We start from the raw sequence: 23,423 nt of genomic DNA on the forward strand, positions 1-23,423 counted from the left end.
GGATTGAATATGAAAGTTCAAGTGAAAGTACTCGACCAACGACTTGGTCAAGAATGGCCATTACCTACTTATGCAACAACAGGATCGGCAGGTTTAGATTTACGTGCATGTGTAGATGAAGCGATCACTATTGAGCCTGGTCAGACTGTTTTAGTTAAAACAGGTATGGCAATTTATATCGAAGACCCAAGTTATGCGGGTTTGATTTTGCCTCGTTCTGGCTTAGGTCATAAACACGGGATTGTATTAGGAAATCTCGTCGGTCTAATTGATTCAGATTATCAAGGTGAATTAATGGTTTCAGTTTGGAACCGCAGTCAAAATGCATTTACATTAGAGCCGGGTGAGCGATTGGCTCAATACGTATTGGTTCCTGTTTTACAAGCTGAATTTGATTTAGTTGACGAATTCAAGGCAAGTGAGCGAGGAGCTGGTGGATTCGGACACACTGGAAAACAATAGTATTTTGGATAAAAGCCTGTAAAATCAGGCTTTTATTTATATGTTGCAAAATATTAACAAAGATTATATAAATTGAAATTGGTACACGTTATATAAAGAATAACGATATTTTCTATTACTCAATATATTCAAAATTTATTTGGATCAACTCTCATCACGCTGTTCTGTCTCAGCAGTCAACGGTGTTAATTAAGAATGAATACCCAACCACTTATTTTTCCAAGACAAATTTTCCGCGCTTATGATATTCGCGGAAAAGTCAGTCAATTGGATACAAGAACAATTTATGCGATTGCGCATGGGCTCGCTGCTCAGTATCAATCACGTGGCCAGAAAAGTATTGTGCTAGGTTACGATGCTCGATTGACTGGTCCTACTTTTGCTTGGATTATTGAATCAGTCTTCAAAAACCAAGGGATGAATGTCGAAAACATTGGATGTTGTTCAACCCCACAAATGTATTTTGCTGCTCGACATAAAAATGGAAATGGCATCATGGTGACCGCGAGTCATAATCCTAAACATGATAATGGGATTAAATGGATTATTGAATACGAACCGCCTTGTCCAGACATGATTCAAAATGTTGGGGAATATGCGGAAGGTTTCTATTTTCAACATGATCACTTTCCAACGCCACCTCAACTGACACATCAGATTAAATCAGAGTATTGCTTGGCTTATCAGCATGCTTTGCTCAAGGATATTCAATTAAAGCGTCCACTCAAGGTTGTATTAGATGGTATGCATGGCGCCGCTGGGCGTTGTGCTGATTTAGTACTACAAAAAATGGGATGCGAAGTCATTTCAATACGTTGTTGTGAAAATGGAGAGTTTCCAGATCATCCTCCAGACCCTTCACAAGCGAAGCATTTGACGCAGTTAAAAGAAAAAATTTTGTTGCATCAGGCGGATTTAGGGATTGCTCTCGATGGTGATGGTGATCGTGCCGTCATTCTGGATGAGAATGCTCACATTGTGTCTGCTGATCGCTTGTTGGCATTATTCGCATCATTGTGTTTAACTCAGCATCCACATCATGAAATTGTTTATGACGTAAAATGTTCAACGATGGTTTCAAAAACCATTGAACAATTACAAGGCATCGCAAAAATGATTCGTACTGGCAGCAGTTTCATGCGCCGTTATATTTCCCAATCCAAAGGTCGAGCTGTTTTTGGGGGAGAATATGCGGGTCATTATGTCTTCAATGATGGTCGTGGTTTTGGTTACGATGATGGTATCTATGCAGCATTACGGGTCATGGAGGCATTGAGTCAACTTAATATCACGCTATCTGAATATCTCGCTCAATTCCCAGATCGCTTTGGTACTGAAGATACCTATATTGAAACTCAAGATGCAAATCCGCAAGACGTCCTAGCCTTGATAGAGCAGAATTGTAAAAGTACTGGGGCTAAAATGAGTAAAATCGATGGTATTCGCCTTGATTTTGACTACGGATTTGGCATTATGCGAGCATCAAATACTGGTGAATACTTCACGGTACGGTTTGATGCAGATAGTCCATCAAAACTTTATGAAATTCGCCAGCATTTTGTAAAAATTTTAAATGAAAAATATCCTGTGCTTGCTCAAAGTATTTTGAATGCACACTAATGTAGGAATGAAGGAGAGGCGAATGCCACACCAACAAACTGGCATCGACAAAGCTCAAATTTTGACAGAAGCTTTGCCATACATCCAAAGATTTACAGGTAAAACACTTGTAGTGAAATATGGCGGCAATGCAATGACTGATCCTGCATTAGAAAGTTCGTTTGCCCGTGATATCGTGCTTCTGAAAACAGTTGGTCTTAATCCGGTTGTGGTTCATGGTGGTGGTCCTCAAGTCGATTCATTTTTGAAACAACTTGGGCGTGAATCAGATCGTATTGATGGAATGCGTGTAACTGATCCTGCAACTATGGAAGTTGTAGAAATGGTGTTGGGCGGAAGTGTAAATAAGTCTATTGTGAATTTGATCAATCAACATGGTGGTCGTGCAATTGGATTAACGGGTAAAGACGGTAACTTAATTCGTGCTCAAAAGTTGTTGATGGAAAAAATCCAAGAGGATGGATCTGTTCAACAAATTGATCTTGGGTTAGTGGGTGAAGTGGTCGGTGTAAAAACTGACGTTCTGGAAATGTTCACTCAAAGTGATTTTATTCCAGTGATTGCGCCACTCGGTGTTGATGAGGAAGGTAACACTTATAATATCAATGCGGATTTAGTTGCTGGTAAAGTTGCTGAAGCTTTGGGTGCAGAAAAGTTAATTCTTCTTACGAATATCAGTGGTGTATTGGACGAGAATAAAAACCTACTCACAGGATTAACAACACAAGAAGTTGATCGCTTGATCGATACAGGTGTGATCTACGGCGGTATGATTCCGAAAGTGGGATGTGCGCTTGATGCGGTGAAAGGTGGTGTAGTGAGTGCGCATATTGTGGATGGTCGTGTTCCACATGCGACTTTATTGGAAATTTTTACGGATCACGGTGTTGGAACATTGATTACCAATCGTTCTAAGTCGGTGCACTAACTCATAATCACATAATAAAAAGTCACTTCGGTGGCTTTTTGTTTGATAAGAATAATCGTTTTATGTCCCATATATCCGGTATAAAACATATTCAATTGCTATATTCATATTTGCAACATCTATAAGGCTGATGCACAATAAAACTGATAACTAAAGCAAAATGAAAGATTATGTGCCAACTACTTGGAATGAATTGTGCCACCCCTACGGATATTACGTTTTCTTTTCGTGGTTTTTCTCAGCGCGCTGGAATAACGTCAGATCATTCAGACGGTTTTGGCATTGCTTTCTTTGAGGATAAGGCATGCCGCTTATTTGTTGATAACCAATCTGCAGTCGAGTCTCCAATTGCAGAATTCGTTCGTAATTATCCGATTAAATCGCGTAATGTCATTGCGCATATTCGTAAAGCAACACAGGGAAAAATTACTTTAGAAAATTCTCATCCGTTTATTCGTGAATTGTGGGGGAGACAATGGATTTTCGCGCATAATGGTGATCTGCATGATTTTCATCCAAGGTTGTCGGGACAGTTCACACCAGTAGGTAATACAGATAGTGAGCTTGCATTTTGTTATTTATTAGAACATCTCGTACAAAAGTTTGGTTATGTAGAGCCAAGTGTCCAAGATGTATTTCATGCTTTAGAAGAAATTTCGCCAACAATAGCAGAGCATGGGACATTCAATTTTTGTTTATCAAATGGACAGGCTTTGTATAGTTATGCGACCACAAAATTACACTGGATTGTTCGCGAATATCCATTTCAACCTGCACGATTAATTGATATTGATGTTGAAGTCGATTTTAGTCAGGTCACGACACCTGAAGATCGTGTGGCTGTAATTACGACAGAACCATTAACAGATAATGAAGCTTGGTTTGCATATACGCCCGGCGAAATGATTTTATTTCAGGATGGTAAGCCAACATTACGTACCATAACTCACGTTGAGCGATTGGTCAGAGAAGCCCGTGACCCAAGCTTGAAGCGTGTTACTCGCGCGGATCAATATTAAAAATTTAATTTGAAGTGGCTAAGATCTACACTTATTTTTTTTACGCTAGACTTTGATTTTAATGATTGAGCTAGGCAAAATAGCGTAAAACTTTTTAATGGAATACCTCATGCAGGACACCGCTATGTCACGATGGTTATCGCCGCTGATGGCATTTTGTTTGTCATTTATCATTATTGTGGGTCTAGCACCAAGCTTAGGCTTGCAAATTGATCGACAACTCGATTTTTGGTTACTTTGGTTTGCAACGATGTTGTTTTTAGCGTTGCCAATTATTTATTTAGAAATTGGATTGGCGAAACGAGCTCAAACTTCAGCGCTGAACGCATTATCAAAATTGACCCGTGAAGCCGATGCAAACCAACGTTGGAGAGTAGTGGGCTGGCTTGCTGTTATTTTTATTCCATTCTTAGCAGGCGGTATATTACTTAATACTTCTAATGCTGTAGCACAACAAAATGATTTTGGTATTGGTTCAAATATTTTGATGGGTATCGCAGCATTCATTGCATTTGGTTTATCATTTCTTCAACGTTCTGTATTGGTTGTACTTACTGCGATTGCAACGATTGCAAGTTTAATCGCGGCTCAGGTTTTTGGTGTCCAAGTCAATGATTGGCAGCTGACTCCTGTTGAGTTTAAAGAGTGGGGTAATGCAACTATTCTCGCTTTAGTAGCTTCAGGTCTCGGGCTTGGATTATATTGGCAGACAAATCTCAATCAAGAGAAACAAGATGCTGCAACGCCAAAAACTTTACCGATTTGGCTAGCGCAACTGGTGGCTGTGGCTGGATTTGGATATTTTGCAATTAGTGCTGCAATTCCAGCATATATCGTTTTAATCGCGACAATATTTGCAGTAGCTTTACTCCTGCAACTTGGGAAGGAACAACTCGCACATCGTGGATTAGCACAAGCGGTGCAATATTTTTTATTGCTTGCACCACTTTTAATTTGGGTATTCCCTGCAGCCGATCTATTTTTAACTCCGATTTTAATGCTTTGGGGATTAAGCATTTGTTTAATCTATGCAATTTTCGTGGGTTGGATCATGAAAATTAGTCATTTACGTAAAGCGCTGAATTTTAGTAATGAAGCTTTTTATAATATCTGGCGTGTGGCTGTACGTATTGTGACACCTTTAGCAATTGTGGCTGCAATGATTTCTTACTTAGGTCAATTGTTACCATGATCCAAAATGCAAAAGTTTGGGTTGCTTATGCCGCTGTAGACCAGCAATTTCACATTGAACTTGAATTTGTGGAAGGTATGTCTGTTGCGGATGCTATTACTCAAAGTGGTATTGCGTCGTGTACGCAGTTGCCAGATGAGTATGCTGTAGGAATTTTTGGAACGAAAGTACAAGATCAATCGCATGTTCTGCAAGCAGGTGATCGGGTGGAAATCTATCGGGCATTAACGATTAATCCAAAAGATATTCGCCGTAAGCGGGCAGCAGCGAATCCAGTTGGGCGCTATTGTCGTGGCAATCGCTTTAAACAATTGAAATGATATGAAAAACCCCTCTTTGAGGGGTTTTCTTTTATGTCTAATTCTTTATAGTGGTGGCGCGTTCAAAATCGCATCTTTCGAACCTGGTAAACCAGGTTGAGTTTCTGGGATAGTTTCTAAACCTTCGATTTTATTCACGACGCCAGAACCATCGAAATATACTTTTAGATGCTGACCTTGAGTTGCAGGAATATTTGCTTTTTTAGCATATGTACCTGGGGTATAATTGTAGATGTAATCCCAACGTAAAGGATTCAAAGGATCTGAAATGGTTGGGCTACCAAGTAAAAAACGAACTTGTTGGTAAGTCATCCCGACTTGAATTTTTGAAGCTTGCGCTTGGGTTAATGGTGTTCCTTGAGGAATATCAACTTTGTATACACCAAAGACAGAACAACCACCCAGTAAAGAAGCGACGAATAACGTCAGCATGATTTTTTGCATTTTGCTACACTATCCCAAATTAATTATGATGCAATTGATCCAAGGATAGATCATACTGCATCTCAACTCTGTTGCATATTCCAACTTAAAATTTGTTGAGAGACCTTTTTATATGCCTATTTCAAATCAAGATTTACGCAAAGCTGGACTTAAAGTTACCCTTCCACGAATCAAGATTTTGGAATTATTAGAAAATTCAAGACAGCATCATTTGAGCGCGGAAGATATCTATAAGACCTTACTTGAGCAGGGCGAAGATGTCGGTCTAGCAACTGTATATCGTGTGTTAACTCAGTTTGAAGCTGCTGGTATTATCCAACGTCATCATTTCGAGAATAATCACTCTGTATTCGAAATCATGCAAGATGATCACCACGATCATATGGTCTGCCAGAACTGCAACAAAGTTGTTGAATTCCACAATGATTTGATTGAACAAGAACAACATAATGTTGCTGAACAACTTGGTTTTGTTTTAACAGGTCACTCTTTGAATTTATATGGTTATTGCGATGCGCCTGAATGCCAAGAAGCATACCGTAAAAAATAAATCTTGATTGCATTAAAAAAGGAGCAATGATTGCTCCTTTTTTATTCACTATTGATTAATCGTCTTGACCATCAAAAGTGAGGCGGGGGCCAGAATTCAACAGATAGTTTGGATCTTCTTCAGAGAGTTTGATTTGTAAGCGTAAATCGTTGGCAGAGTCAGCATGACGTAATGCTTCGTCATAAGTGATTTTCTCAGCTTTATATAAGTCAAATAGCGCTTGATCAAACGTCTGCATTCCAATTTCACGGGAACGCTTCATGACTTCCTTAATTTCATGAACTTCGCCTTTACGCACTAAGTCTGAAATCAGTGGAGAATTGATTAAGATTTCAATTGCAGGATGACGTGATTTTTTATCAGGAGTCGCAATTAACTGTTGTGCAATGATCGCCTTCAAGTTCAGTGAGAGGTCCATAAACAGTTGGCTGTGACGATCTGTCTCAAAGAAATGAATAATACGATCTAAGGCTTGGTTGGCATTATTGGCATGTAAGGTCGCAAATACTAAATGTCCTGTTTCAGCAAAACTAATCGCATAGTTCATGGTTTCACGTGAGCGAATTTCACCAATAAGAATGACATCAGGTGCTTGGCGGAGTGTGTTTTTCAGTGCAATTTCAAATGAGTCTGTATCAATTCCAACTTCACGTTGAGTTATGATACAGCCTTGATGTTGATGAATAAATTCGATTGGGTCTTCAATGGTAATGATATGACCTTTAGAATTTTGATTACGATGACCGATCATTGCTGCAAGCGAAGTCGATTTACCTGTACCAGTAGCACCTACAAATAAGATGATCCCGCGCTTAGTCATTGCTAGATCTTTAAGGACGGGCGGTAGTTTCAGCTCATCAATACTTGGAATGACAGTTTCAATCCGACGTAAAACCATGCCAGGTTGATCACGTTGCTGAAAAGCACTGACACGAAAACGTGCAGTTTTATCACGATTGGCAATAGCAAAATTACATTCGTGTGTTGCAGCAAATTCAATTCGTTGTCTTTCACTCATAATCGAGTGAATCAATTGACCTATGATTTCACCAGTGAGTTTTGTTTTAACTACAGGCACAATTTCACCATTAATTTTCATTGATGGTTCAATATCTGCACTGATAAATAAATCTGAAGCCTTGCGCGCAATCATCATGTCGAGCAGGTCATTAAAATCCATTTTGATTCCCCTAAATCAAATGACGTTCACTTTTTTATAAAAATGATTCTGGTTGTTTAGCCGCAGTACGTGCAACTTGCGGGGTAATAATGCCTTTCGCGACAAGATTTTTGAGACTTTGATCGAGAGTGGTCATGCCATAATTTGCGCCGGTTTGTATTGCAGAATACATTTGTGCAACTTTGTTCTCACGGATGAGATTTCGAATCGCTGGAATTCCAATCATAATTTCGTGAGCAGCTACCCGACCGCCACCTGTTTTCTTCAAAAGTGTTTGAGAGATGACGGCTTGAAGCGATTCAGAAAGCATGGCACGAACCATGTCTTTCTCATCGGCAGGAAACACGTCGATAATACGGTCAATTGTTTTTGCGGCAGATGTGGTATGCAGTGTTCCAAACACCAAGTGACCAGTTTCCGCAGCAGTGAGTGCAAGTCGAATGGTTTCGAGGTCACGCATTTCACCGACGAGAATAATATCTGGATCTTCACGCAGTGCAGAGCGTAGTGCTTCATTAAAACCATGTGTGTCACGATGCACTTCTCGCTGGTTAATCAAACACTTTTTGGATTGGTGCACAAATTCAATTGGATCTTCGACGGTTAAAATATGGTCGTAACGGTTGTCGTTAATGTAATCCATCATCGCCGCAAGCGTAGTCGATTTACCTGAACCCGTTGGTCCTGTGACCAAAACAATTCCTCGTGGATAGGCGCAAATGTCTTTGAAAATTTGCCCCATGCCCAAGTCTTCCATAGAAATCACTTGAGAAGGAATGGTACGGAATACCGCGCCAGCGCCACGATTTTGGTTGAATGCGTTGACACGGAAGCGTGCTACACCAGGTACTTCAAATGAGAAATCGGTTTCTAATTTTTCTTCATAATCGCGACGTTGTTTATCATTCATGATGTCGTAGATTAAGCGGTGTACTTCTTTGTGTTCTAAGGCTGGTAAGTTAATACGACGAACTTCACCATCAACACGAATCATCGGTGGCATTCCCGCAGAAAGGTGCAAGTCAGACGCCCCGTTTTTCACTGAAAATGCCAGTAATTCTGTAATATCCATAAATTCCCCGAACGCATTAAAATCGTAATTATTTTGATAGAATAATAAGGCTTTCCTACAGCTTAACCAACAGTTAGCGTGCAAGAAAGTAAAAAAAGATAAATTAACTGAGATAGCTATACATGATGAGTCTAGAGCAAGCGAGAAATAGTGTCATTCAACAAATTGAACAAGCCTGTGAAGTTGCTCAACGACAATCTAACGAGGTTAAACTCCTTGCTGTTTCCAAAACGCATCCAGCGGATATTTTGAGAGAAATGTATCAGACTGGTCAACGAGCATTTGGTGAGAATTACCTGCAAGAAGCATTAGATAAAATCAAAGCGCTGAATGATTTAGACATCGAATGGCATTTTATTGGTCATGTACAACGCAATAAAACCAAACAGTTGGCTGAACAATTTGCATGGGTGCATGGGGTTGATCGCTTTATTATCGCAGAGCGACTCTCTAATCAACGCACAATCGAACAGGAGCCTATCAATATTTGTCTTCAAGTGAATATTGATGCTCAAGAAAGCAAAGATGGTTGTGCAGTTTCAGAGGTCGAAGATCTGGTTGCTCAAATGAGCATATTACCTCGACTTCGATTACGAGGATTAATGGTCATTCCAGCACCTGGCAATGTAGATGCACTCTATGATGCCAAGACACTTTTTGATCAGATGAAAGAGCATCATGCACATCCTTCTGATTGGGATACCTTGAGTATGGGAATGTCGGGTGATTTACAAGATGCGATTAGCGCTGGATCGACTATGGTTCGCATAGGGACGGCCTTATTTGGGGCGCGAGATTACTCAAAATGATTGGATTCAGTCTGCACTGAACTTTCGGGTTCAGTCGCTGTCATTGTAAATACAACTTTTTATGTATAAAAATAAACCAATATATTTCACATAATCATAAAACAGGGAAGAATTGGATGAGTTCGTATTATCAGCTTTTAGAACGAAAAGTGTGTGATGATGGATCAGTACTGGCTAAGTATAAGTCGACTATACATGCTCAAGGTGCATGGAATGCGCACGAACAGCATATGGCGCCCGCAACAGGGATTATTTGTGCAGAGTTGGATCACTTTTCTGCTCGGTCTGACCTACGGATTGGACGTATAAGTTTAGATATTTTGGGCCTGATACCCGCTGGGGAGTTTCAAATTGAAACTCGAATTATTCGACCTGGAAAAACCATTGAATTGATCGAGTCGACCATGTCTGCACATGGTAAAAGCTGTATTCAGGCACGTACTTGGCGAATGATGATGAGTGATACTCAGGCAGTCGCAGGATTAGAAGATCAAAAAGTTGCTGATCCTGACGAGGGGATCTTATGGGAAGCAATTAGAAACTGGCCTGGAGGCTATATTCAATCACTTGAGGCACGCCGTTTAGATCGACGGGCAGGCAAGGGAATTGTATGGCTAACCAATCCTTATGACATGGTTGAAGGACAAATACATTCAGACTTTGTGAAGTTGATGGGAATGGTCGATACAGCGAATGGAATTGTCACACGACAAGGTTGGCCGTTTAACTATACTTTCCCAAATTTAGATTTACAGATACATCTCTATCGTATGCCAATAGGTAAGTGGCTAGGTCTGGAAACAGTGCAACAATATGGTGATGACGGTATCGGGTTAACTTCATCTATTCTTCATGATCTGAACGGACCTTTTGGACGAGCTGAGCAAATTTTAACTTTAAGAAAACTGGCTTAGATTAAAGCCGTCATTTGACGGCTTCAACTTTTTATCATTAATCATTAACCGACAATATTAATGGTACTCGCACCTGCACCCACAGGTTTCACTTGAATCTGTACCGGAATACGTTCATGCATTTCCTGTACATGCGAGATCAATACCACTTTACGTCCCTGACTTTGTAAATGATCTAAGGCATTCATCACCATATGTAGTGATGCAGGATCGAGCGTGCCAAAGCCTTCATCAATAAACAGTGATTCAAGTTTCATTGAACCTGATGCCATGTTAGCAATCGCTAAAGCAAGGGCTAAAGACACTAAGAAAGTTTCACCACCTGATAAGGACAACACAGGTCGAACTTCGCTGTTCATATCTAGGTCAATAATGGCCAAACTTAAACTGTCAGGAATACGATGCAACTGATAACGTGGCGCAAGCGGCTGTAATTGCTGATTGGCATATTCCACCAAAATATCTAAATGATGCTCTTGAGCAATCTTTTTAAACTTGGTGCCTTCCTTATGCCCAATCAAATCGTAGATACGTCCCCAACGATATTCTTCCGCCTTGATTTGTTCTATTTGGCTTTGATACTTAGCATAGTTGGCTTGATTGGCAGCATTCATACGTAACTGAGTTTCTGTATCGGTGAGCGCTTCTTGTTGAGCGAGCTTTTCCGTTTGCAAGTTCTCAAGTTGCTGCTCGAGCATGCTGAGATCATGTTCAGGCTGATGTTTTAAATGTGCCTGATAACGTTCTTCTAAAACTTGCCAAGCGGTTTTGGCATTCTCTAAAAGTTGTCGCTGCGTATTTAACTCATGGCGTATTTGTTGATGTTGGGCTAAATCAATGCTTAACCATGTTGTGATTTGATCTGTGGTCACGGTCGGATGGCTCAGTTGCCATTGCTGAATAGCCTGTTGTACTTGCTGTAATGCCTGTTCAATATGATGTAAATCACTGAGCAACTGCTGCTGTTGTAAATTGGCTGCATTCAGCTGTTGTTCAGCATGTGCAGTTTTACTGCGTTGTGCATGAACCTCATTGGCATGGGCGACAGCAGTTTCCTCTAAATGTTTTTGCCAATCCGCAGCATAACGGTAGCTTTGACCGGCATAGTCTTGGGTCAGTTCCGCAAGTTTCGAGCGTAACATTTTGCCTTGCTCAATCAGTTGTTCAATCTGGTGAGTCAGGTGTTGTTCGTGCTTTTGCGCTGCTTCAAAGCGCAGCGTCATTTTTTCAAGTTCCTGCTGTGCTTGCAGCAGTGATGTCTCTACCTGTTTTTGCATGGTGAGCAATGCAACACGTTGCTGTAGCTGCTGTTGTAATTCAGCAACCCAATGTATTGGCATGTCTTGCTGATAGCGAGCAGGCAGTAACTGCACAATGGGTTGAATACCTTGATCAAGTTGCACACGACGTTGAATATTCAATTGTAATTGCTGTTGTTGCTGTTGCTCCTTACGCCATTGCTCAAGCAATTGACCAAGTTGTTGTTCTTGTGCCTGTTGTTGTTCGATATGCGATTGCAGTGTTTCGATCTGCTGCATTATGCGCTGCTGTAACTGAATCGGGTCTGCCGTGTCGAGATCTAAACCCAGTTGTTGTAATGCTGCTTGAATATGCACGATCTGTTGCTGAGTCGACTGCGTCAGCTGTTGCACACGTTGTTGTTGTTGTTCAAGTAAGGTCTGTACTTTGGATTGCTCAATCTGGGCTTGCTGTACCTCACGATTGAACTGTTCCAGTTGTTGACGAGCCTCCTGTAATTGCTGCTCGTGTAGTTGCAATAAACCTTGTTCTAAGCGTTGCTGACTTTGTAAAAACGGATGTTCATGGCTCCCACAGACCATACACGGTTGATTGGCTTTGAGCTGTTCACGTAAATGCTGCACGTTTTCGCTATGCAATAGACGCTGTGCCTCCAAGATGCTTTGTAGCTGGGTATAGGCGGCTTCTTGTGTGGCTTTTTCGCTCAAGCATTTTTCAAGGGTCTGTTGAATAATCTGCAGTTGCTTTTGTTGTTCAGCGATTGAGCCTGTCAGGTCGTGTGTTTCGCTGATATGGGTAATGACTTGATCAAGCTGCTGCTGTTGATGTTGCAGTCGTAATACCGTGCTTTGGTGCTGTTCACGCTGTTGTTGGATGTTTTTCAGCGATTGTGTCAAAGCGTCAAGACTTTTATGTTGAGCCACATAGCTTTGCAGACGTTGTACAACGGTTTGCTGTTGTTGTTCTAAAGTTGCGAAGGATTGTTGTAATAGTTCTGGCTCTTGTTGATGAAGCAACTGATATTGCTCTACATAGTGTTTTAGCGCCTGCAAAGTACTTTGTGGTTCTTGGTCAAAGCATTGTAAAAATTGGCTTTGGGTTAACTCAAAGTTGATTTGTTGCTGTTTGTTTTGCCAAGCCAATACGCTGGTTTTTTGTTGTTCCACAGCATGTTTTGATGGTTCTAACTCATTGAGAACAAGTTGATCTTTATCTGCACTGAGTTTTTTATACTGTTCAGAAATACTGTGAATGTCATGATCCAACTTTAAGCCTTGTTCAAGATGCGGCTTTACATCCAAACGCTGCTGCTCAAATTGCGCTTGGGCATGTTCATAGGCTTTTAAGCGCTGTTGTTCAGTAGTAGCTTGTTGTTGTAAAGAGACAAACTCAGCTTGAAAGGCGAGTTGTTTTTGTTGGACCTCAAGTTTTTGAGGTTCTAAACGTGCACGCTGTACATATTGCTCACGAATGGCTTGAAATGCATCAAGCTGTTGTAACAATTGTTGTTGTGCTGCGGATTTATTTATGGCATCAAGCTGAACCTCATAAATCTCTTTTTTGCCATGGACTTCAGCATACAATTGATCACGCTCAAGATACCATTTACGTTCATTTTCAAGCAGCTTTTCTGATTGTGCCAAATGTACGAGTTGTTGTTTTAACTGCTGATGTTGTTGATTTAAGGCTGCAAGTTGTTCTTCACTCAGAATATCAATATGACCGAGTTGCTTTTCTAAATCAGTACGTTGCTGTTTAATTTCACTAAATTTATCAGCGGCTTTTTTACTGACTTCACTAAAAATTTGCGAATTGGTTAAATATTCGAGTAAGTCTGCACGTTCATGGTCTTTGGCTTTTAAAAATGCACCGACTTCAGACTGTGCTAACAGGACTGCACGGGTAAATTGCTCAAAACTGAGACCAATCAGCTTTTCAATCAGTGGCGTCACTTCCGAGATTTTTTGCGTTAAGGTCGCGCCATCATCTAAACATTGAACAAAGCGCTCGACTTTTAAATTGCCATCAACTTTTTTACGCGCACGGCTAATGTCCCACCGCGCCAAATAGCGTTTACCATCAAGGGCAAGAAATTCAAGTTCAGCAAAACCAGCGGTGGTACCACGACGCAGAATATTCTTCGAATCTTTAATTGAAATGTCTTTACCGCCTACATCTTTCATGCTGCCAGCTGCGCCACGTAAACGTGGGATTTCATCGTACAAAGCTAAACACATGGCATCGAGCAGCGTCGATTTTCCTGCACCTGTTTTACCAGTAATGGCAATCAGACCTGCCTGAGCCAATGGCGCTTGTTCAAAATGGATATGTTGTTCACCGGCTAAAGAGGCCAAGTTGTTTAAACTGAGTCGAATAATTTTCATGACCTGTCCTTAGTGCGCTTTTTGATCCAAATCGTGTTGTGCCGCTTCAAGCAAAGTTAAGAAATCACGCTTCACCGATTCATCCTGCTCATAGCCCATTTTTTCCCACAAGCTTAAAAATAATTTTTCAGGGGGGGGGGGCGCTAAATCGACTTTGTGACTTTCATCGTTTTGCTCCGTTGCTTTTTGATAAATTCGAGCTATACGCAGTAAACGATAACGATTTGGTGGCAGTGCCAGTTCAATCTGCTGACGTAAGTCTACAGGCGGTGGGGCATCTGTCGTATATTCAATCTCTAGAAAATGTCGTGCATTGAGATTGTCAATTTCGCCTTTTGGCAGGGCATGTACCGTAGTGATTAATTCAGACAAGGGTTCACGAATTCGAATCAAATCCACGGTACGTGGAATAACGTGCGCTTGATATTGAAAATGATTTTGTTCATCAGCTTCGGGGTCAATGGTGACTTCAACCACTTGATGTTTATAGTTGCGTTCACTAAAAGACAGTGGAATAGGTGAGCCACTGTAGCGAATATGTTCCTGTCCAACTTTTTGCGGTTTATGCAAATGACCGAGTGCCACATAATCAATCACATCATCAAATAATGCAGTGGATAAAGCCTCTTCGTTACCAATCACAATTGGACGTTCGGAATCTGAGGTTTCACCGCCTTGCATATGGGCATGTGACATCAAAATTAAGGCTTGATTGGGTTGTTTACGCGCTTTAGCTTCCGCAATAAGTTGTTGGTGTAAATAGGCAATCGCATTTTGGCTGTTGGTGGTATTTTCATTTAAGCCTGTAATTTCGGCACTGCGTAAATAAGGCAGGGTTAAGCACCAAGCAACGATATTTTTATCAGCATCATAAATAGGTACCAACAAACGATCGAGATCAAATTCACCATCCTGTTTGCCAATAATACCGACCGCTTTGGCATTGAATTTCGCTAGAAAAGGTTCAACCTGTTCAATGCGGTAACCGGAATCATGATTACCTGCGATCATTAAGGTTTGCATATGCGGGGCAATGGCATGGGCATCGGTAAGAAACTGGTATAACTGTTTTTGAGCAGATGATGCAGGATTGACTACATCAAAAATATCACCGGCAATCAGCAGGGCATTCGGTTGTTTTTGTTGAATTTGCGCAAGTAGCCAGTTTAAAAATTGTGTGTGTTCATAGTCACGATCATGATTGTGAAAAAATTGCCCCAAATGCCAATCTGAAGTATGAAAAAAACGCACTGCCATTACCGAACCCCAAAACATCTCAATTGTCATCTTATCCAATATCGGACTTTAAAACATCGAAATTTTTAACATCTCTATAAGACAGCTTTTAATCGCTATTTTTTATTCGATTTACTCTTTTTTCGTCTTTTTCTCTTGTTTCTATTTTTGATTCTCGAGTTGATCGAGATTTGCTTATGAGAAGAGGATGCATGCAGTTTAGCTGCTGTTAACGATTGATCTATTTTATGATGAAAAAAAGACTGGATGACTAAGGGTACCAATAGAATGCTTAGCCAAATACTCATATTGATGGGAATTATTTGATAGATATAATTTAAAGAATAGACTGAAACCGTAAAAATGAGTGCAAACCGAGCTTCTGTTTTAGAAATTTGATCTTCTGAAAAACGTTTGATATGGATCAGCGTATTTTGTTTGACATCTGAAAAATAAGAACGCGTGTATTTATTGGGAAAATAGCTGAGAAGCAGCATTAAGTTTTGAAAAAGATATAAAGACGATAAACCGAGTAAAAAATATCGAAATAATAAAATTAAACGCTCAACCCAACGATGCTCAGATGTAATATCGCCCTGTGAATAAAGTTCTATAATTTGATCAATAGACAAAATTAAAATTGAACAACAAGTAAAGAAACTCAGTAGAAAACGGCTTAAATGATGATGCTTAATTTCAAAAAAGGCATGTACAATCGAATAGAGTAAAAATATTAACAAGATTATTGTGATGAATGTCGATAATACTGTATCAACACCAAGCATCTGTTTTTCGAAAAACCAATAGCAAATTCCAAGTGCGAATAAAAAACTAAGCCCTTCACCAAAAGGTGTGGTTAAACTCTGATGATGCTCTACAGAAAAAATCATTAAGTAAGCACCAAGATAGAAATAGACCCAAATTATTAATGGATTCGAGCTAGAACTCTGTATAGAAATAAATGAAAGTGCACTCAGAAATAGACTTAAAATTGAATAAATTAAGATTTTTTCTTTATTTTTAATGATTTGATAACTTTGATAAAAAACACCACAGAGTAAACTGATGATTGTAAGCGGTATGTGAAATTGATGATTAAGAAAAGCTTTAAGAAAAACAGTGCAATAGCAAATTAATACGATACCGATAAGAAAGCGAGTGAAGGGATAATTCAATACATCCCAAAAGTCTGATTTAAAATTTAGACGTTTTTTTAGACTAATTTTATGTTTAATTTTTTCTTTATACATTGCGACTAGGATTTATTCTGATTGTTATCTCATCTTTATGGATAAAAGTATATTTAGAAAATTTATTAAGTTCAAAAATAAAGCCGACGATTCGAGTGATGTGAAATCGTCGGCCAAAATACTTCAGTCATTCAAATTTAGGCTGCTAAACTAAATTTTTCTGCAAGAAGCATGATTTATAGGTCTCATTGGGGTATAAGGTCACCGTGTATCATTGCGGATGCCGGTGCAATGACTACGCGGTTGCTACTGACCTTGTACCTTATATAACGCATAAGGTTGTGATTCGGTTGACAAGAAAATTAAAAATATTTGATTTATTTTCGGTTATGCTTTGTGACAGGAATTTATTGCGTCTGAGAGTTATGGTTTCTTTAAGAAAATATTTTTTATGGTTCTTTTTACTTTGCTTAGGATTAACGCTGGTTGCAGGTATATTGGCAGCGTTATTGCCTTCGGCAATTGCAGGAATAGTCACTGCACTTCCATATTTAATAGCGATGATTGTTGTTTTATATAAATTTATTCATCAACAACAACGTGCACCTTCGGATCAAGAACGTAAAAAATTCACATTAGGCTTTACATTGATTTTTTGGGGCTATAACTTTCTTGGTGTTTTTTTAAGTATTTTATTTTTCTCGAGAAAAGACCCTGAAATTTGGCAGAACTTTTTACTCTATGTCCAAAATTCCAGTTTCTTAAGTCTCAGTGCAATTATGATTTTGATGCTGGCGATCCCATTATATTTAATTACCTTTTGGTTTTATGGTCCACAAGCGAAGCGCATGGCGAATAAATTGGTGGTAAATAAGTAATCATGAATTGAGCTCAAAGGCATCTTTCACCATGATAGAGGGATCAGATCATAAGAGTATTTCTATGTATCATCCTTGCGTTTTGGTTACTGGTGCAACAGGTTTTATTGGATCTTATTTGGTTGCATATTTGCTAGATCAAGATTATCAAGTGATTGGTTTAAGCCGACAGTCCAATCCAAAAATGAAGCATCCACGTTTGACATGGGTTCAATCTTTCGATGATATCCAACACGCTCAAATTGACTATGTTATTAACTTAGCGGGTGAAAGTATTGGTGATGGTCGCTGGACGCAAAGGCGAAAACAAAAACTCATCGACAGCCGAGTGAATACGACCGATGCATTATTACATTATCTGCTGACCCATCAGCAACATCCCAAGCGAATTATTTCTGGTTCTGCTGTAGGATATTATGGTATTGATCCTGATCAAGAATGGTCAGAAAAAAACAATGAGCAGGGATCATCTCAACCGATCTTTATGTCCGAACTTTGCCAAGAGTGGGAGAGGTCGGCGCTCCAACACAAAAATCAGTTTGATATTAAGGTCATTCGTTTAGGCGTGGTGTTTGGGCATGGCGGAGGAATTTTACAACAATTACTCTTACCGATTCGATTTAATCTGGTAGGTAAAATTGGTTCAGGTCAGCAGCCCTTAGTATGGATTCATATTCAGGACGTGATTCAGGCGATTGAATTTCTGATGTTGAATGACACTCCAAACGAAGTTTTTAATTTCGTTGCTCCTGAAGAAACGAATCAGGTGTATTTTGTTCGCACCGCAGCAAAAATTTTAAACAAGAAACCGCTTTTAAGTCTGCCTGATTCATTGTTTAAAATCATGTTAGGTGAGCAGTCTCAATTGGTTTTAAATGGACAATACGTTATACCAGAAGCACTTATTCAAGCAGGTTATACATTTAAGTATCCAGAACTCAAAATGGCGTTGGAGCAACTACTTCCATCACATTAAACTTGAAACTTCAAAGATGGGTCATAGGGTCTAGGATCAACGAGGGTGGTCTGATTCAGCATGAGTTGTCGTAGTAACTGCGCTGCAGCTGGCCCCATGCATAAACCATTTCTAAAATGACCAAAATTCGCCCATAAGTTTTTCATTTCAGGCATTAAACCGATATATGGAATTCCATCAGGTGAGCTAGGTCTCAAGCCTGCCCATTGTTGCACAATCGGGAAATTTTTAAGTTCAGGTATGAGTTGAATGCATGCTTGGTAAATGGATTGTTGTGTTTTCAAATTTGGGCGATGTTCAAAACCTAATTCCGCCATACTGGAACCACAGACGATATGGCCATCTCGACGTGGAATCATATACATGACATTGTACATACACATCGTGGGTAGCCAGTTTTCAGGGGTTTTGAATAGGATCATCTGCCCCTGAACAGGTTGAACAGGGATATTGAAATCGAGTTGTGATGCCCAATGTGCCGACCAAGCTCCAGTAGCGATAACATACTGATCAGCTTTAATTTGATGTCGATCATGCAGAACAATGGATTGAACTTGCTGATTTTGAATCAGTAATTTTTCTACCCACTTATGCTCGATAATCTTTACTTTTGAATGTGATTTAAGATAAGTCAGAATAGACTTTAAAAGACGAGGATTACGAACATTAGACAATTGTGGAAAATGCAAAGCCTGCTTGAAAGTATTAGAAACTCGTGGATTCAGATTTCTTAATTGAGTCTCGTCGAGTAAATCGCAATGCTGCATCGGCTCGTTATACTGCGCTTTATAACTGAGGCCAATCTCAAAATCATCTTCATCAAAAATTAACATGCCTGAATCGTGAATTTCGAAATCAATGCCACTCAATGGTTGAATTTTTTGATTCCAAGATTGATATAACGATTTACCATGTTGTGCCAATTGATTGACTGCTTTGGGATAACGCCAAGGATACATAGGTGACAAAATACCACCACCTGCCCAAGATGCAGCTTTAGCTGCTTGTTTTTGATCAATGAGGGTAATTTCACAACCTTGTTCGAGTAATTCAAGCGCTGTTAGTAAGCCGCTAATTCCACATCCAATGATGGCAACGTGCATTTTTATCCACCTTCAAAATGACGGTGTGTATTAGACCATATTCAAGCTCTAATCGTGCAAATAATCTCAATGATGTAAAGAGATCGATGAGATGTAAGATGTTAAATGAGTAAGTTAAAAGTTGGGTCTTGAATACAATGATGATGATTTTAGTAGAAAAAAAGCGCTTTATGGAAAAGCGCTTTTGATTCAATAGTGTATTATATATCTTTAAGCATTTTTGCAGCATCTTCAGCAAAATAGGTCCAAATTCCATCTGCACCAGCACGACGACAGCTCATCAGTGATTCTAAAATTACACTTTCAGAAAGCCAGCCGTTTTGGATTGCTGCTGCCAACATGGCATATTCACCACTCACTTGATAAACAAATGTTGGAATGCCAAATGTGTCTTTAACTTCACGTACAATATCTAGATATGGCATCCCTGGTTTTACGATCACCATGTCTGCACCTTCTTGAATATCTAGTGCAATTTCGTGAAGAGCTTCAGCTCGGTTTCCTACATCCATTTGGTAGTTATACTTATTACCACCTTTTAAATTAGATGCTGAACCCACGGCATCACGGAAAGGACCATAGAAGCTTGATGCATATTTGGCAGAGTAAGCCATGATATTGGTATAAATATGACCATTTGCTTCAAATGCTTGACGAATCGCAGCAATACGACCATCCATCATATCACTCGGTGCGAAAACATCGGCTCCTGCTTCTGCATGGCTTAAACCTTGTTTAATCAGACACTCAACAGTTTCATCATTCAGGACATAACCTGTTTCATCTATGATGCCATCCTGACCGTGTGTTGTATAAGGGTCTAAAGCGCCATCAGTGATGAGTACCATTTCTGGTAATTCTTTTTTTAGAAGACGGACAGTGCTTTGAACTAAACCATCATCTCTCCATGCTGCTTCAGCAGTTAAACTTTTGTCTTCTTGTGGGGTAACTGGGAATAAAGCTAATTTAGATACACCTAATTCTAAAAGTTTTTCAGCTTTGTTTAACAACAAATCAGCTGAAAGACGGTGAATATTTGGCATACTAGGTATTTCTTGGGTTTGATTTTGACCTGGTAGAACAAATACCGGATAAATGAGATGTTCAGCAGAAAGATGTGTTTCTCTCACCATCGCTCTGAGTTTGTCATTTTTTCGAATACGGCGCATGCGTGTTGCAGGAAAAGCAGGGCGATTAAACGTATAAGTCATCACAATCTCGATGTTTGGTATTTTACTTGGGTCTAATTGTAGCCCCCTTAAGGCGGTTTTTGGGAAAATGCTGATGGTTTTTTCTCATGATGTTAATTTGAGTTTTGTATGAACGATTCCCAAAAAAAATGGATGGGTAACCTCCATTTAGGTGCTAAACCAGATCTTGAAGTGGTATTAAATCAACTCACTCAAGTATTTAATACCTCTCCTTATTTCGCTTACAACGAAATGCAAATGCGTGTCGTAGAAGGTGAAATCCAAGGTTATATTGAGATGAAACCGAATCTCATTGGTAATATTTCTTTCCAAATTTTGCATGGCGGTGTAGCAGCAACATTACTCGATAGTATTGGCGGGATTGTTGCAATGGGCGAGCTTTACAAGCGTGCAGAGCCTGATATGTTGCCTGAAACTTTAAAGAAAGTTTCACGTTTAGCAACAGTGGATATGCGAGTGGATTATTTATCACCAGGGCGCGGAAAGTATTTTATTGCCACTGCTGAAGTCCTACGCATGGGTCGCAAAGGTTGTACGATGCGCATGAATATGGTGAATGATGAAGGTAAAGCAATTGCAACAGGTATTGCTTCATACGCATATTGAAAAATCTATGTATCTCTTATAAGAAAACCGCCCTTGTAGGCGGTTTTTTATACTAAACATCTGATCTTGAACGTTTTAACGCACTATTCCATTGATGTAAATGAAATTGACGTTGATCTTCAGACATTGTTGGCTCAAAGGCTTTTTCCAATTTCCATGATGCCGCAATATCAGACGGATTTTTAAATACATCTGCAGTTAAACCTGCCATTGCCGCAGCTCCCCAAGCCGTTGACTCCAAAAGTTGCGGTCTTAATACAGGAACATTCAGTAAGTCGGCTTGAAACTGCATCAACATATCATTTTGACTCGCACCACCATCTACACGTAATTCTTTTAAAGGGTTTCGAATATCAGATTGCATGGCATTCAAAACGTCAGCGACTTGAAATGCGATTGATTCGAGAGCTGCTCGCGCAATATGTGCTTTATTTGTCCCTCTAGACATACCGCATAATAATGCGCGGGCATCCGTATCCCAATGAGGTGCTCCTAAGCCTGTAAAGGCAGGAACAAGTACGACACCATCGGTATTGTTAACTTGACACGCCAATTGTTCAACTTCTTGGCTACTTTGAATAATTCCTAGTCCATCACGTAACCATTGCACAATCGCACCAGCCATAAAAACACTACCTTCAAGCGCATACGAGGTGTGTTCTTTGCATTGCCAAGCTAAAGTGGAGAGAAGCTGATTCTGACTCAGTTGAATTTGATCACCTGTATTGAATAACATAAAGCAGCCAGTACCATAGGTATTTTTAGCTGAGCCTACGTCAAAACATGATTGACCAAATAACGCTGATTGTTGATCACCTAAAATCCCTGTAATTGGAATTTCTGCACCTAAGAGACCTTTTGCTGTATTGGCAATATGGCAATCAGAAGCCACGATTTTGGGTAGTATTGCTTTTGGGATATTAAATAGTGCGAGTAATTCGTCATCCCATTGCTGGGTATGCAGATTCATTAACATGGTTCTTGAAGCATTCGAGACTTCAATCACGTGTTCAGCACCTTGAGTGAGATTCCAAACTAGCCAGCTATCAATGGTTCCAAAAGCCACTTCGCCTTGTTCCGCACGAGCTCTTAAACCATCAATATTTTCAAGTAACCACACTAATTTTCCAGCACTGAAATAAGGATCAATGCGGAGTCCTGTGGTGTAATTTATCTTGTTTTGTAAGTCTTGTTGAATGAGGGAATTACACCAATCACTTGCTCTGCGATCTTGCCAAATAATCGCAGGGGCTAGAGGTTCACCAGTTTTTTTATCCCAAATCACTGTCGTTTCGCGTTGATTGGTTAGGCCTAAAGCTTTGATATCTTTAGGCAGTAATCGCGCATCAGCAATTGCTTGCTGCACTACTGCGATTTGTGAACTCCAAATCTCTTGTGCATTTTGCTCTACCCAGCCTGACTTTGGTGTTCGTATTTTAGTTTCTCTTTGAGCTGTTGCATGAACGTTTCCATGTTCATCAAAAATGATCGCACGACTTGACGTCGTCCCTTGATCTAGTGCAAGTAAATAACTCATAAAATATGCAATTTTGAACTTGAAAAAAGAGATTTTATCTCAATTATTGGAATAAGCGCATGTGTATGTTTAATTGTTGTGAAATTAGAGGTCGTATTTTCAAACTTTTATGCTATGATTGCGTTGTACTTTGGGGATGTTCCTGGCTTCGACGCTGGTGATGAAACTCATAGATGCATGCCGAGAGCGCATTTTCTCTCGTAAATAAAATTTGCATTTTAAATAGTCGCAAACGACGAATCTTACGCTCTAGCTGCCTAAGGGCAGCTTGTCCGCATCTCTGAATACTTGTGGTTAGAGATCCCGACTGAAGCGCACGCACACAAGTCCGTATAACATCAAGCCTTGGGGTGTTGTACTAAACTTAAAGGATCGCTCTCTTAACCCTGTTCGTCGGGTCTTTGAGGGTTAAAATAATAGACGATATCTAAGCATGTAGTAATCTCGAGTGTAGTGCTTGCGGACGCGGGTTCGACTCCCGCCATCTCCACCAAAATTCTTGTTATAAAAAAGCCACTTATGTTAAGTGGCT

Annotated in this window: 21 protein-coding genes and 1 other RNA gene; 13 read left to right on the forward strand and 9 right to left on the reverse strand. The window is 39.9% G+C overall.

Translation table 11 applies throughout. The features are described from left to right. Window positions 1-9 precede the first annotated feature (9 nt). From dut to AC1M9B_RS12850, 6 genes are all read left to right on the forward strand, one after another. Window positions 10-462, forward strand: a complete 453-nt coding sequence (dut, locus tag AC1M9B_RS12825) for a dUTP diphosphatase (RefSeq protein WP_035267418.1) — start codon at window positions 10-12, stop codon at window positions 460-462. A 195-nt stretch (window positions 463-657) separates the two neighbouring features. Beyond that, the gene (locus tag AC1M9B_RS12830) at window positions 658-2,082 is read left to right on the forward strand and encodes a phosphomannomutase/phosphoglucomutase (RefSeq protein ID WP_481609229.1); all 1,425 of its coding nucleotides are present in this window, start codon (window positions 658-660) and stop codon (window positions 2,080-2,082) included. Between the two features lie 22 nt (window positions 2,083-2,104). Further along, window positions 2,105-3,010, forward strand: a complete 906-nt coding sequence (gene argB / locus AC1M9B_RS12835) for an acetylglutamate kinase (RefSeq protein WP_481609230.1) — start codon at window positions 2,105-2,107, stop codon at window positions 3,008-3,010. 170 nt (window positions 3,011-3,180) lie between these two features. Then, window positions 3,181-4,029: a class II glutamine amidotransferase gene (locus tag AC1M9B_RS12840; protein WP_481593835.1), complete on the forward strand. Its 849-nt coding sequence runs from the start codon at window positions 3,181-3,183 to the stop codon at window positions 4,027-4,029. A gap of 109 nt (window positions 4,030-4,138) precedes the next feature. Further along, window positions 4,139-5,221: a hypothetical protein gene (locus tag AC1M9B_RS12845; RefSeq protein ID WP_481596562.1), complete on the forward strand. Its 1,083-nt coding sequence runs from the start codon at window positions 4,139-4,141 to the stop codon at window positions 5,219-5,221. Continuing rightward, window positions 5,218-5,541 (forward strand): RnfH family protein, encoded by a 324-nt coding sequence (locus AC1M9B_RS12850; protein ID WP_092768198.1) that lies wholly within the window; start codon window positions 5,218-5,220, stop codon window positions 5,539-5,541. The genes AC1M9B_RS12845 and AC1M9B_RS12850 overlap by 4 nt, the downstream gene beginning before the upstream one ends. 45 nt (window positions 5,542-5,586) lie before the next feature. Here AC1M9B_RS12850 and AC1M9B_RS12855 read toward each other — a convergent pair whose 3' ends face one another. Beyond that, window positions 5,587-5,985: an outer membrane protein assembly factor BamE gene (locus AC1M9B_RS12855; RefSeq protein WP_092768200.1), complete on the reverse strand. Its 399-nt coding sequence runs from the start codon at window positions 5,983-5,985 to the stop codon at window positions 5,587-5,589. Between the two features lie 112 nt (window positions 5,986-6,097). Between AC1M9B_RS12855 and fur the strand changes: the two genes are divergently transcribed. Beyond that, window positions 6,098-6,535 (forward strand): ferric iron uptake transcriptional regulator, encoded by a 438-nt coding sequence (gene fur / locus AC1M9B_RS12860; RefSeq protein WP_035267453.1) that lies wholly within the window; start codon window positions 6,098-6,100, stop codon window positions 6,533-6,535. Between the two features lie 55 nt (window positions 6,536-6,590). Here the strand turns inward: fur and AC1M9B_RS12865 are convergent, their stop codons facing one another. Further along, window positions 6,591-7,715, reverse strand: a complete 1,125-nt coding sequence (locus AC1M9B_RS12865; protein ID WP_481587875.1) for a PilT/PilU family type 4a pilus ATPase — start codon at window positions 7,713-7,715, stop codon at window positions 6,591-6,593. 34 nt (window positions 7,716-7,749) lie between these two features. Further along, window positions 7,750-8,787: a type IV pilus twitching motility protein PilT gene (locus AC1M9B_RS12870; RefSeq protein WP_092768204.1), complete on the reverse strand. Its 1,038-nt coding sequence runs from the start codon at window positions 8,785-8,787 to the stop codon at window positions 7,750-7,752. Window positions 8,788-8,909: 122 nt separating this feature from the next. Here AC1M9B_RS12870 and AC1M9B_RS12875 point away from each other — a divergent pair, with 122 nt between their 5' ends. Beyond that, window positions 8,910-9,596 (forward strand): YggS family pyridoxal phosphate-dependent enzyme, encoded by a 687-nt coding sequence (locus tag AC1M9B_RS12875; RefSeq protein ID WP_035267462.1) that lies wholly within the window; start codon window positions 8,910-8,912, stop codon window positions 9,594-9,596. Between the two features lie 116 nt (window positions 9,597-9,712). Further along, window positions 9,713-10,510, forward strand: a complete 798-nt coding sequence (locus tag AC1M9B_RS12880) for a thioesterase family protein (protein WP_481609231.1) — start codon at window positions 9,713-9,715, stop codon at window positions 10,508-10,510. A gap of 44 nt (window positions 10,511-10,554) precedes the next feature. On the opposite strand, the gene AC1M9B_RS12885 is transcribed toward AC1M9B_RS12880, so the two are convergent. The 3 genes from AC1M9B_RS12885 to AC1M9B_RS12895 all read right to left on the reverse strand — a co-directional run bounded on the left by AC1M9B_RS12885 (window position 10,555) and on the right by AC1M9B_RS12895 (window position 16,640). Next, complete coding sequence (locus AC1M9B_RS12885) at window positions 10,555-14,154, reverse strand: AAA family ATPase (protein ID WP_481609232.1); 3,600 nt, start codon at window positions 14,152-14,154, stop codon at window positions 10,555-10,557. A 9-nt stretch (window positions 14,155-14,163) separates the two neighbouring features. Further along, complete coding sequence (locus tag AC1M9B_RS12890) at window positions 14,164-15,411, reverse strand: exonuclease SbcCD subunit D (RefSeq protein ID WP_481609233.1); 1,248 nt, start codon at window positions 15,409-15,411, stop codon at window positions 14,164-14,166. A 95-nt stretch (window positions 15,412-15,506) separates the two neighbouring features. After that, window positions 15,507-16,640 carry a hypothetical protein gene (locus AC1M9B_RS12895; RefSeq protein WP_481609234.1) on the reverse strand — a complete coding sequence of 378 codons (1,134 nt, stop codon included), beginning with the start codon at window positions 16,638-16,640 and terminating at the stop codon, window positions 15,507-15,509. Window positions 16,641-17,005: 365 nt separating this feature from the next. Between AC1M9B_RS12895 and AC1M9B_RS12900 the strand changes: the two genes are divergently transcribed. Next, a complete protein-coding gene (locus AC1M9B_RS12900; protein ID WP_035266293.1) occupies window positions 17,006-17,458 on the forward strand; it encodes an ABZJ_00895 family protein in 453 nt (150 codons plus the stop codon). 64 nt (window positions 17,459-17,522) lie between these two features. Next, window positions 17,523-18,434: a TIGR01777 family oxidoreductase gene (locus AC1M9B_RS12905; protein WP_481609235.1), complete on the forward strand. Its 912-nt coding sequence runs from the start codon at window positions 17,523-17,525 to the stop codon at window positions 18,432-18,434. Here the strand turns inward: AC1M9B_RS12905 and thiO are convergent. Both thiO and hemB read right to left on the reverse strand, forming a co-directional pair. Next, a complete protein-coding gene (thiO, locus tag AC1M9B_RS12910) occupies window positions 18,431-19,537 on the reverse strand; it encodes a glycine oxidase ThiO (protein ID WP_481609236.1) in 1,107 nt (368 codons plus the stop codon). The genes AC1M9B_RS12905 and thiO overlap by 4 nt on opposite strands. 200 nt (window positions 19,538-19,737) lie before the next feature. Beyond that, a complete protein-coding gene (hemB, locus tag AC1M9B_RS12915; protein WP_092768220.1) occupies window positions 19,738-20,748 on the reverse strand; it encodes a porphobilinogen synthase in 1,011 nt (336 codons plus the stop codon). Between the two features lie 108 nt (window positions 20,749-20,856). Here hemB and AC1M9B_RS12920 point away from each other — a divergent pair, with 108 nt between their 5' ends. Beyond that, on the forward strand, window positions 20,857-21,354 hold the full coding sequence (locus AC1M9B_RS12920) for a thioesterase family protein (RefSeq protein WP_035266285.1): 498 nt from the start codon (window positions 20,857-20,859) through the stop codon (window positions 21,352-21,354). Between the two features lie 52 nt (window positions 21,355-21,406). Here the strand turns inward: AC1M9B_RS12920 and glpK are convergent, their stop codons facing one another. Continuing rightward, window positions 21,407-22,891, reverse strand: a complete 1,485-nt coding sequence (gene glpK / locus AC1M9B_RS12925) for a glycerol kinase GlpK (protein WP_481609237.1) — start codon at window positions 22,889-22,891, stop codon at window positions 21,407-21,409. A gap of 132 nt (window positions 22,892-23,023) precedes the next feature. On the opposite strand from glpK, the gene ssrA reads away from it, so the two are divergent. Further along, window positions 23,024-23,384, forward strand: a transfer-messenger RNA (tmRNA) gene (ssrA, locus tag AC1M9B_RS12930). Window positions 23,385-23,423: the final 39 nt, after the last annotated feature.

Source organism: Acinetobacter sp. ANC_7513 (assembly GCF_056779915.1).

Excerpts from the sequence above, each read along its gene's own strand:
- dut (WP_035267418.1), top strand. The coding sequence starts at position 10 with ATGAAAGTTCAAGTGAAAGTACTCGACCAACGACTTGGTCAAGAATGG.
- AC1M9B_RS12830 (WP_481609229.1), top strand. The coding sequence starts at position 658 with ATGAATACCCAACCACTTATTTTTCCAAGACAAATTTTCCGCGCTTAT.
- argB (WP_481609230.1), top strand. The coding sequence starts at position 2,105 with ATGCCACACCAACAAACTGGCATCGACAAAGCTCAAATTTTGACAGAA.
- AC1M9B_RS12840 (WP_481593835.1), top strand. The coding sequence starts at position 3,181 with ATGTGCCAACTACTTGGAATGAATTGTGCCACCCCTACGGATATTACG.
- AC1M9B_RS12845 (WP_481596562.1), top strand. The coding sequence starts at position 4,139 with ATGCAGGACACCGCTATGTCACGATGGTTATCGCCGCTGATGGCATTT.
- AC1M9B_RS12850 (WP_092768198.1), top strand. The coding sequence starts at position 5,218 with ATGATCCAAAATGCAAAAGTTTGGGTTGCTTATGCCGCTGTAGACCAG.
- AC1M9B_RS12855 (WP_092768200.1), bottom strand. The coding sequence starts at position 5,985 with ATGCAAAAAATCATGCTGACGTTATTCGTCGCTTCTTTACTGGGTGGT.
- fur (WP_035267453.1), top strand. The coding sequence starts at position 6,098 with ATGCCTATTTCAAATCAAGATTTACGCAAAGCTGGACTTAAAGTTACC.
- AC1M9B_RS12865 (WP_481587875.1), bottom strand. The coding sequence starts at position 7,715 with ATGGATTTTAATGACCTGCTCGACATGATGATTGCGCGCAAGGCTTCA.
- AC1M9B_RS12870 (WP_092768204.1), bottom strand. The coding sequence starts at position 8,787 with ATGGATATTACAGAATTACTGGCATTTTCAGTGAAAAACGGGGCGTCT.
- AC1M9B_RS12875 (WP_035267462.1), top strand. The coding sequence starts at position 8,910 with ATGATGAGTCTAGAGCAAGCGAGAAATAGTGTCATTCAACAAATTGAA.
- AC1M9B_RS12880 (WP_481609231.1), top strand. The coding sequence starts at position 9,713 with ATGAGTTCGTATTATCAGCTTTTAGAACGAAAAGTGTGTGATGATGGA.
- AC1M9B_RS12885 (WP_481609232.1), bottom strand. The coding sequence starts at position 14,154 with ATGAAAATTATTCGACTCAGTTTAAACAACTTGGCCTCTTTAGCCGGT.
- AC1M9B_RS12890 (WP_481609233.1), bottom strand. The coding sequence starts at position 15,411 with ATGGCAGTGCGTTTTTTTCATACTTCAGATTGGCATTTGGGGCAATTT.
- AC1M9B_RS12895 (WP_481609234.1), bottom strand. The coding sequence starts at position 16,640 with ATGTATAAAGAAAAAATTAAACATAAAATTAGTCTAAAAAAACGTCTA.
- AC1M9B_RS12900 (WP_035266293.1), top strand. The coding sequence starts at position 17,006 with ATGGTTTCTTTAAGAAAATATTTTTTATGGTTCTTTTTACTTTGCTTA.
- AC1M9B_RS12905 (WP_481609235.1), top strand. The coding sequence starts at position 17,523 with ATGTATCATCCTTGCGTTTTGGTTACTGGTGCAACAGGTTTTATTGGA.
- thiO (WP_481609236.1), bottom strand. The coding sequence starts at position 19,537 with ATGCACGTTGCCATCATTGGATGTGGAATTAGCGGCTTACTAACAGCG.
- hemB (WP_092768220.1), bottom strand. The coding sequence starts at position 20,748 with ATGACTTATACGTTTAATCGCCCTGCTTTTCCTGCAACACGCATGCGC.
- AC1M9B_RS12920 (WP_035266285.1), top strand. The coding sequence starts at position 20,857 with ATGAACGATTCCCAAAAAAAATGGATGGGTAACCTCCATTTAGGTGCT.
- glpK (WP_481609237.1), bottom strand. The coding sequence starts at position 22,891 with ATGAGTTATTTACTTGCACTAGATCAAGGGACGACGTCAAGTCGTGCG.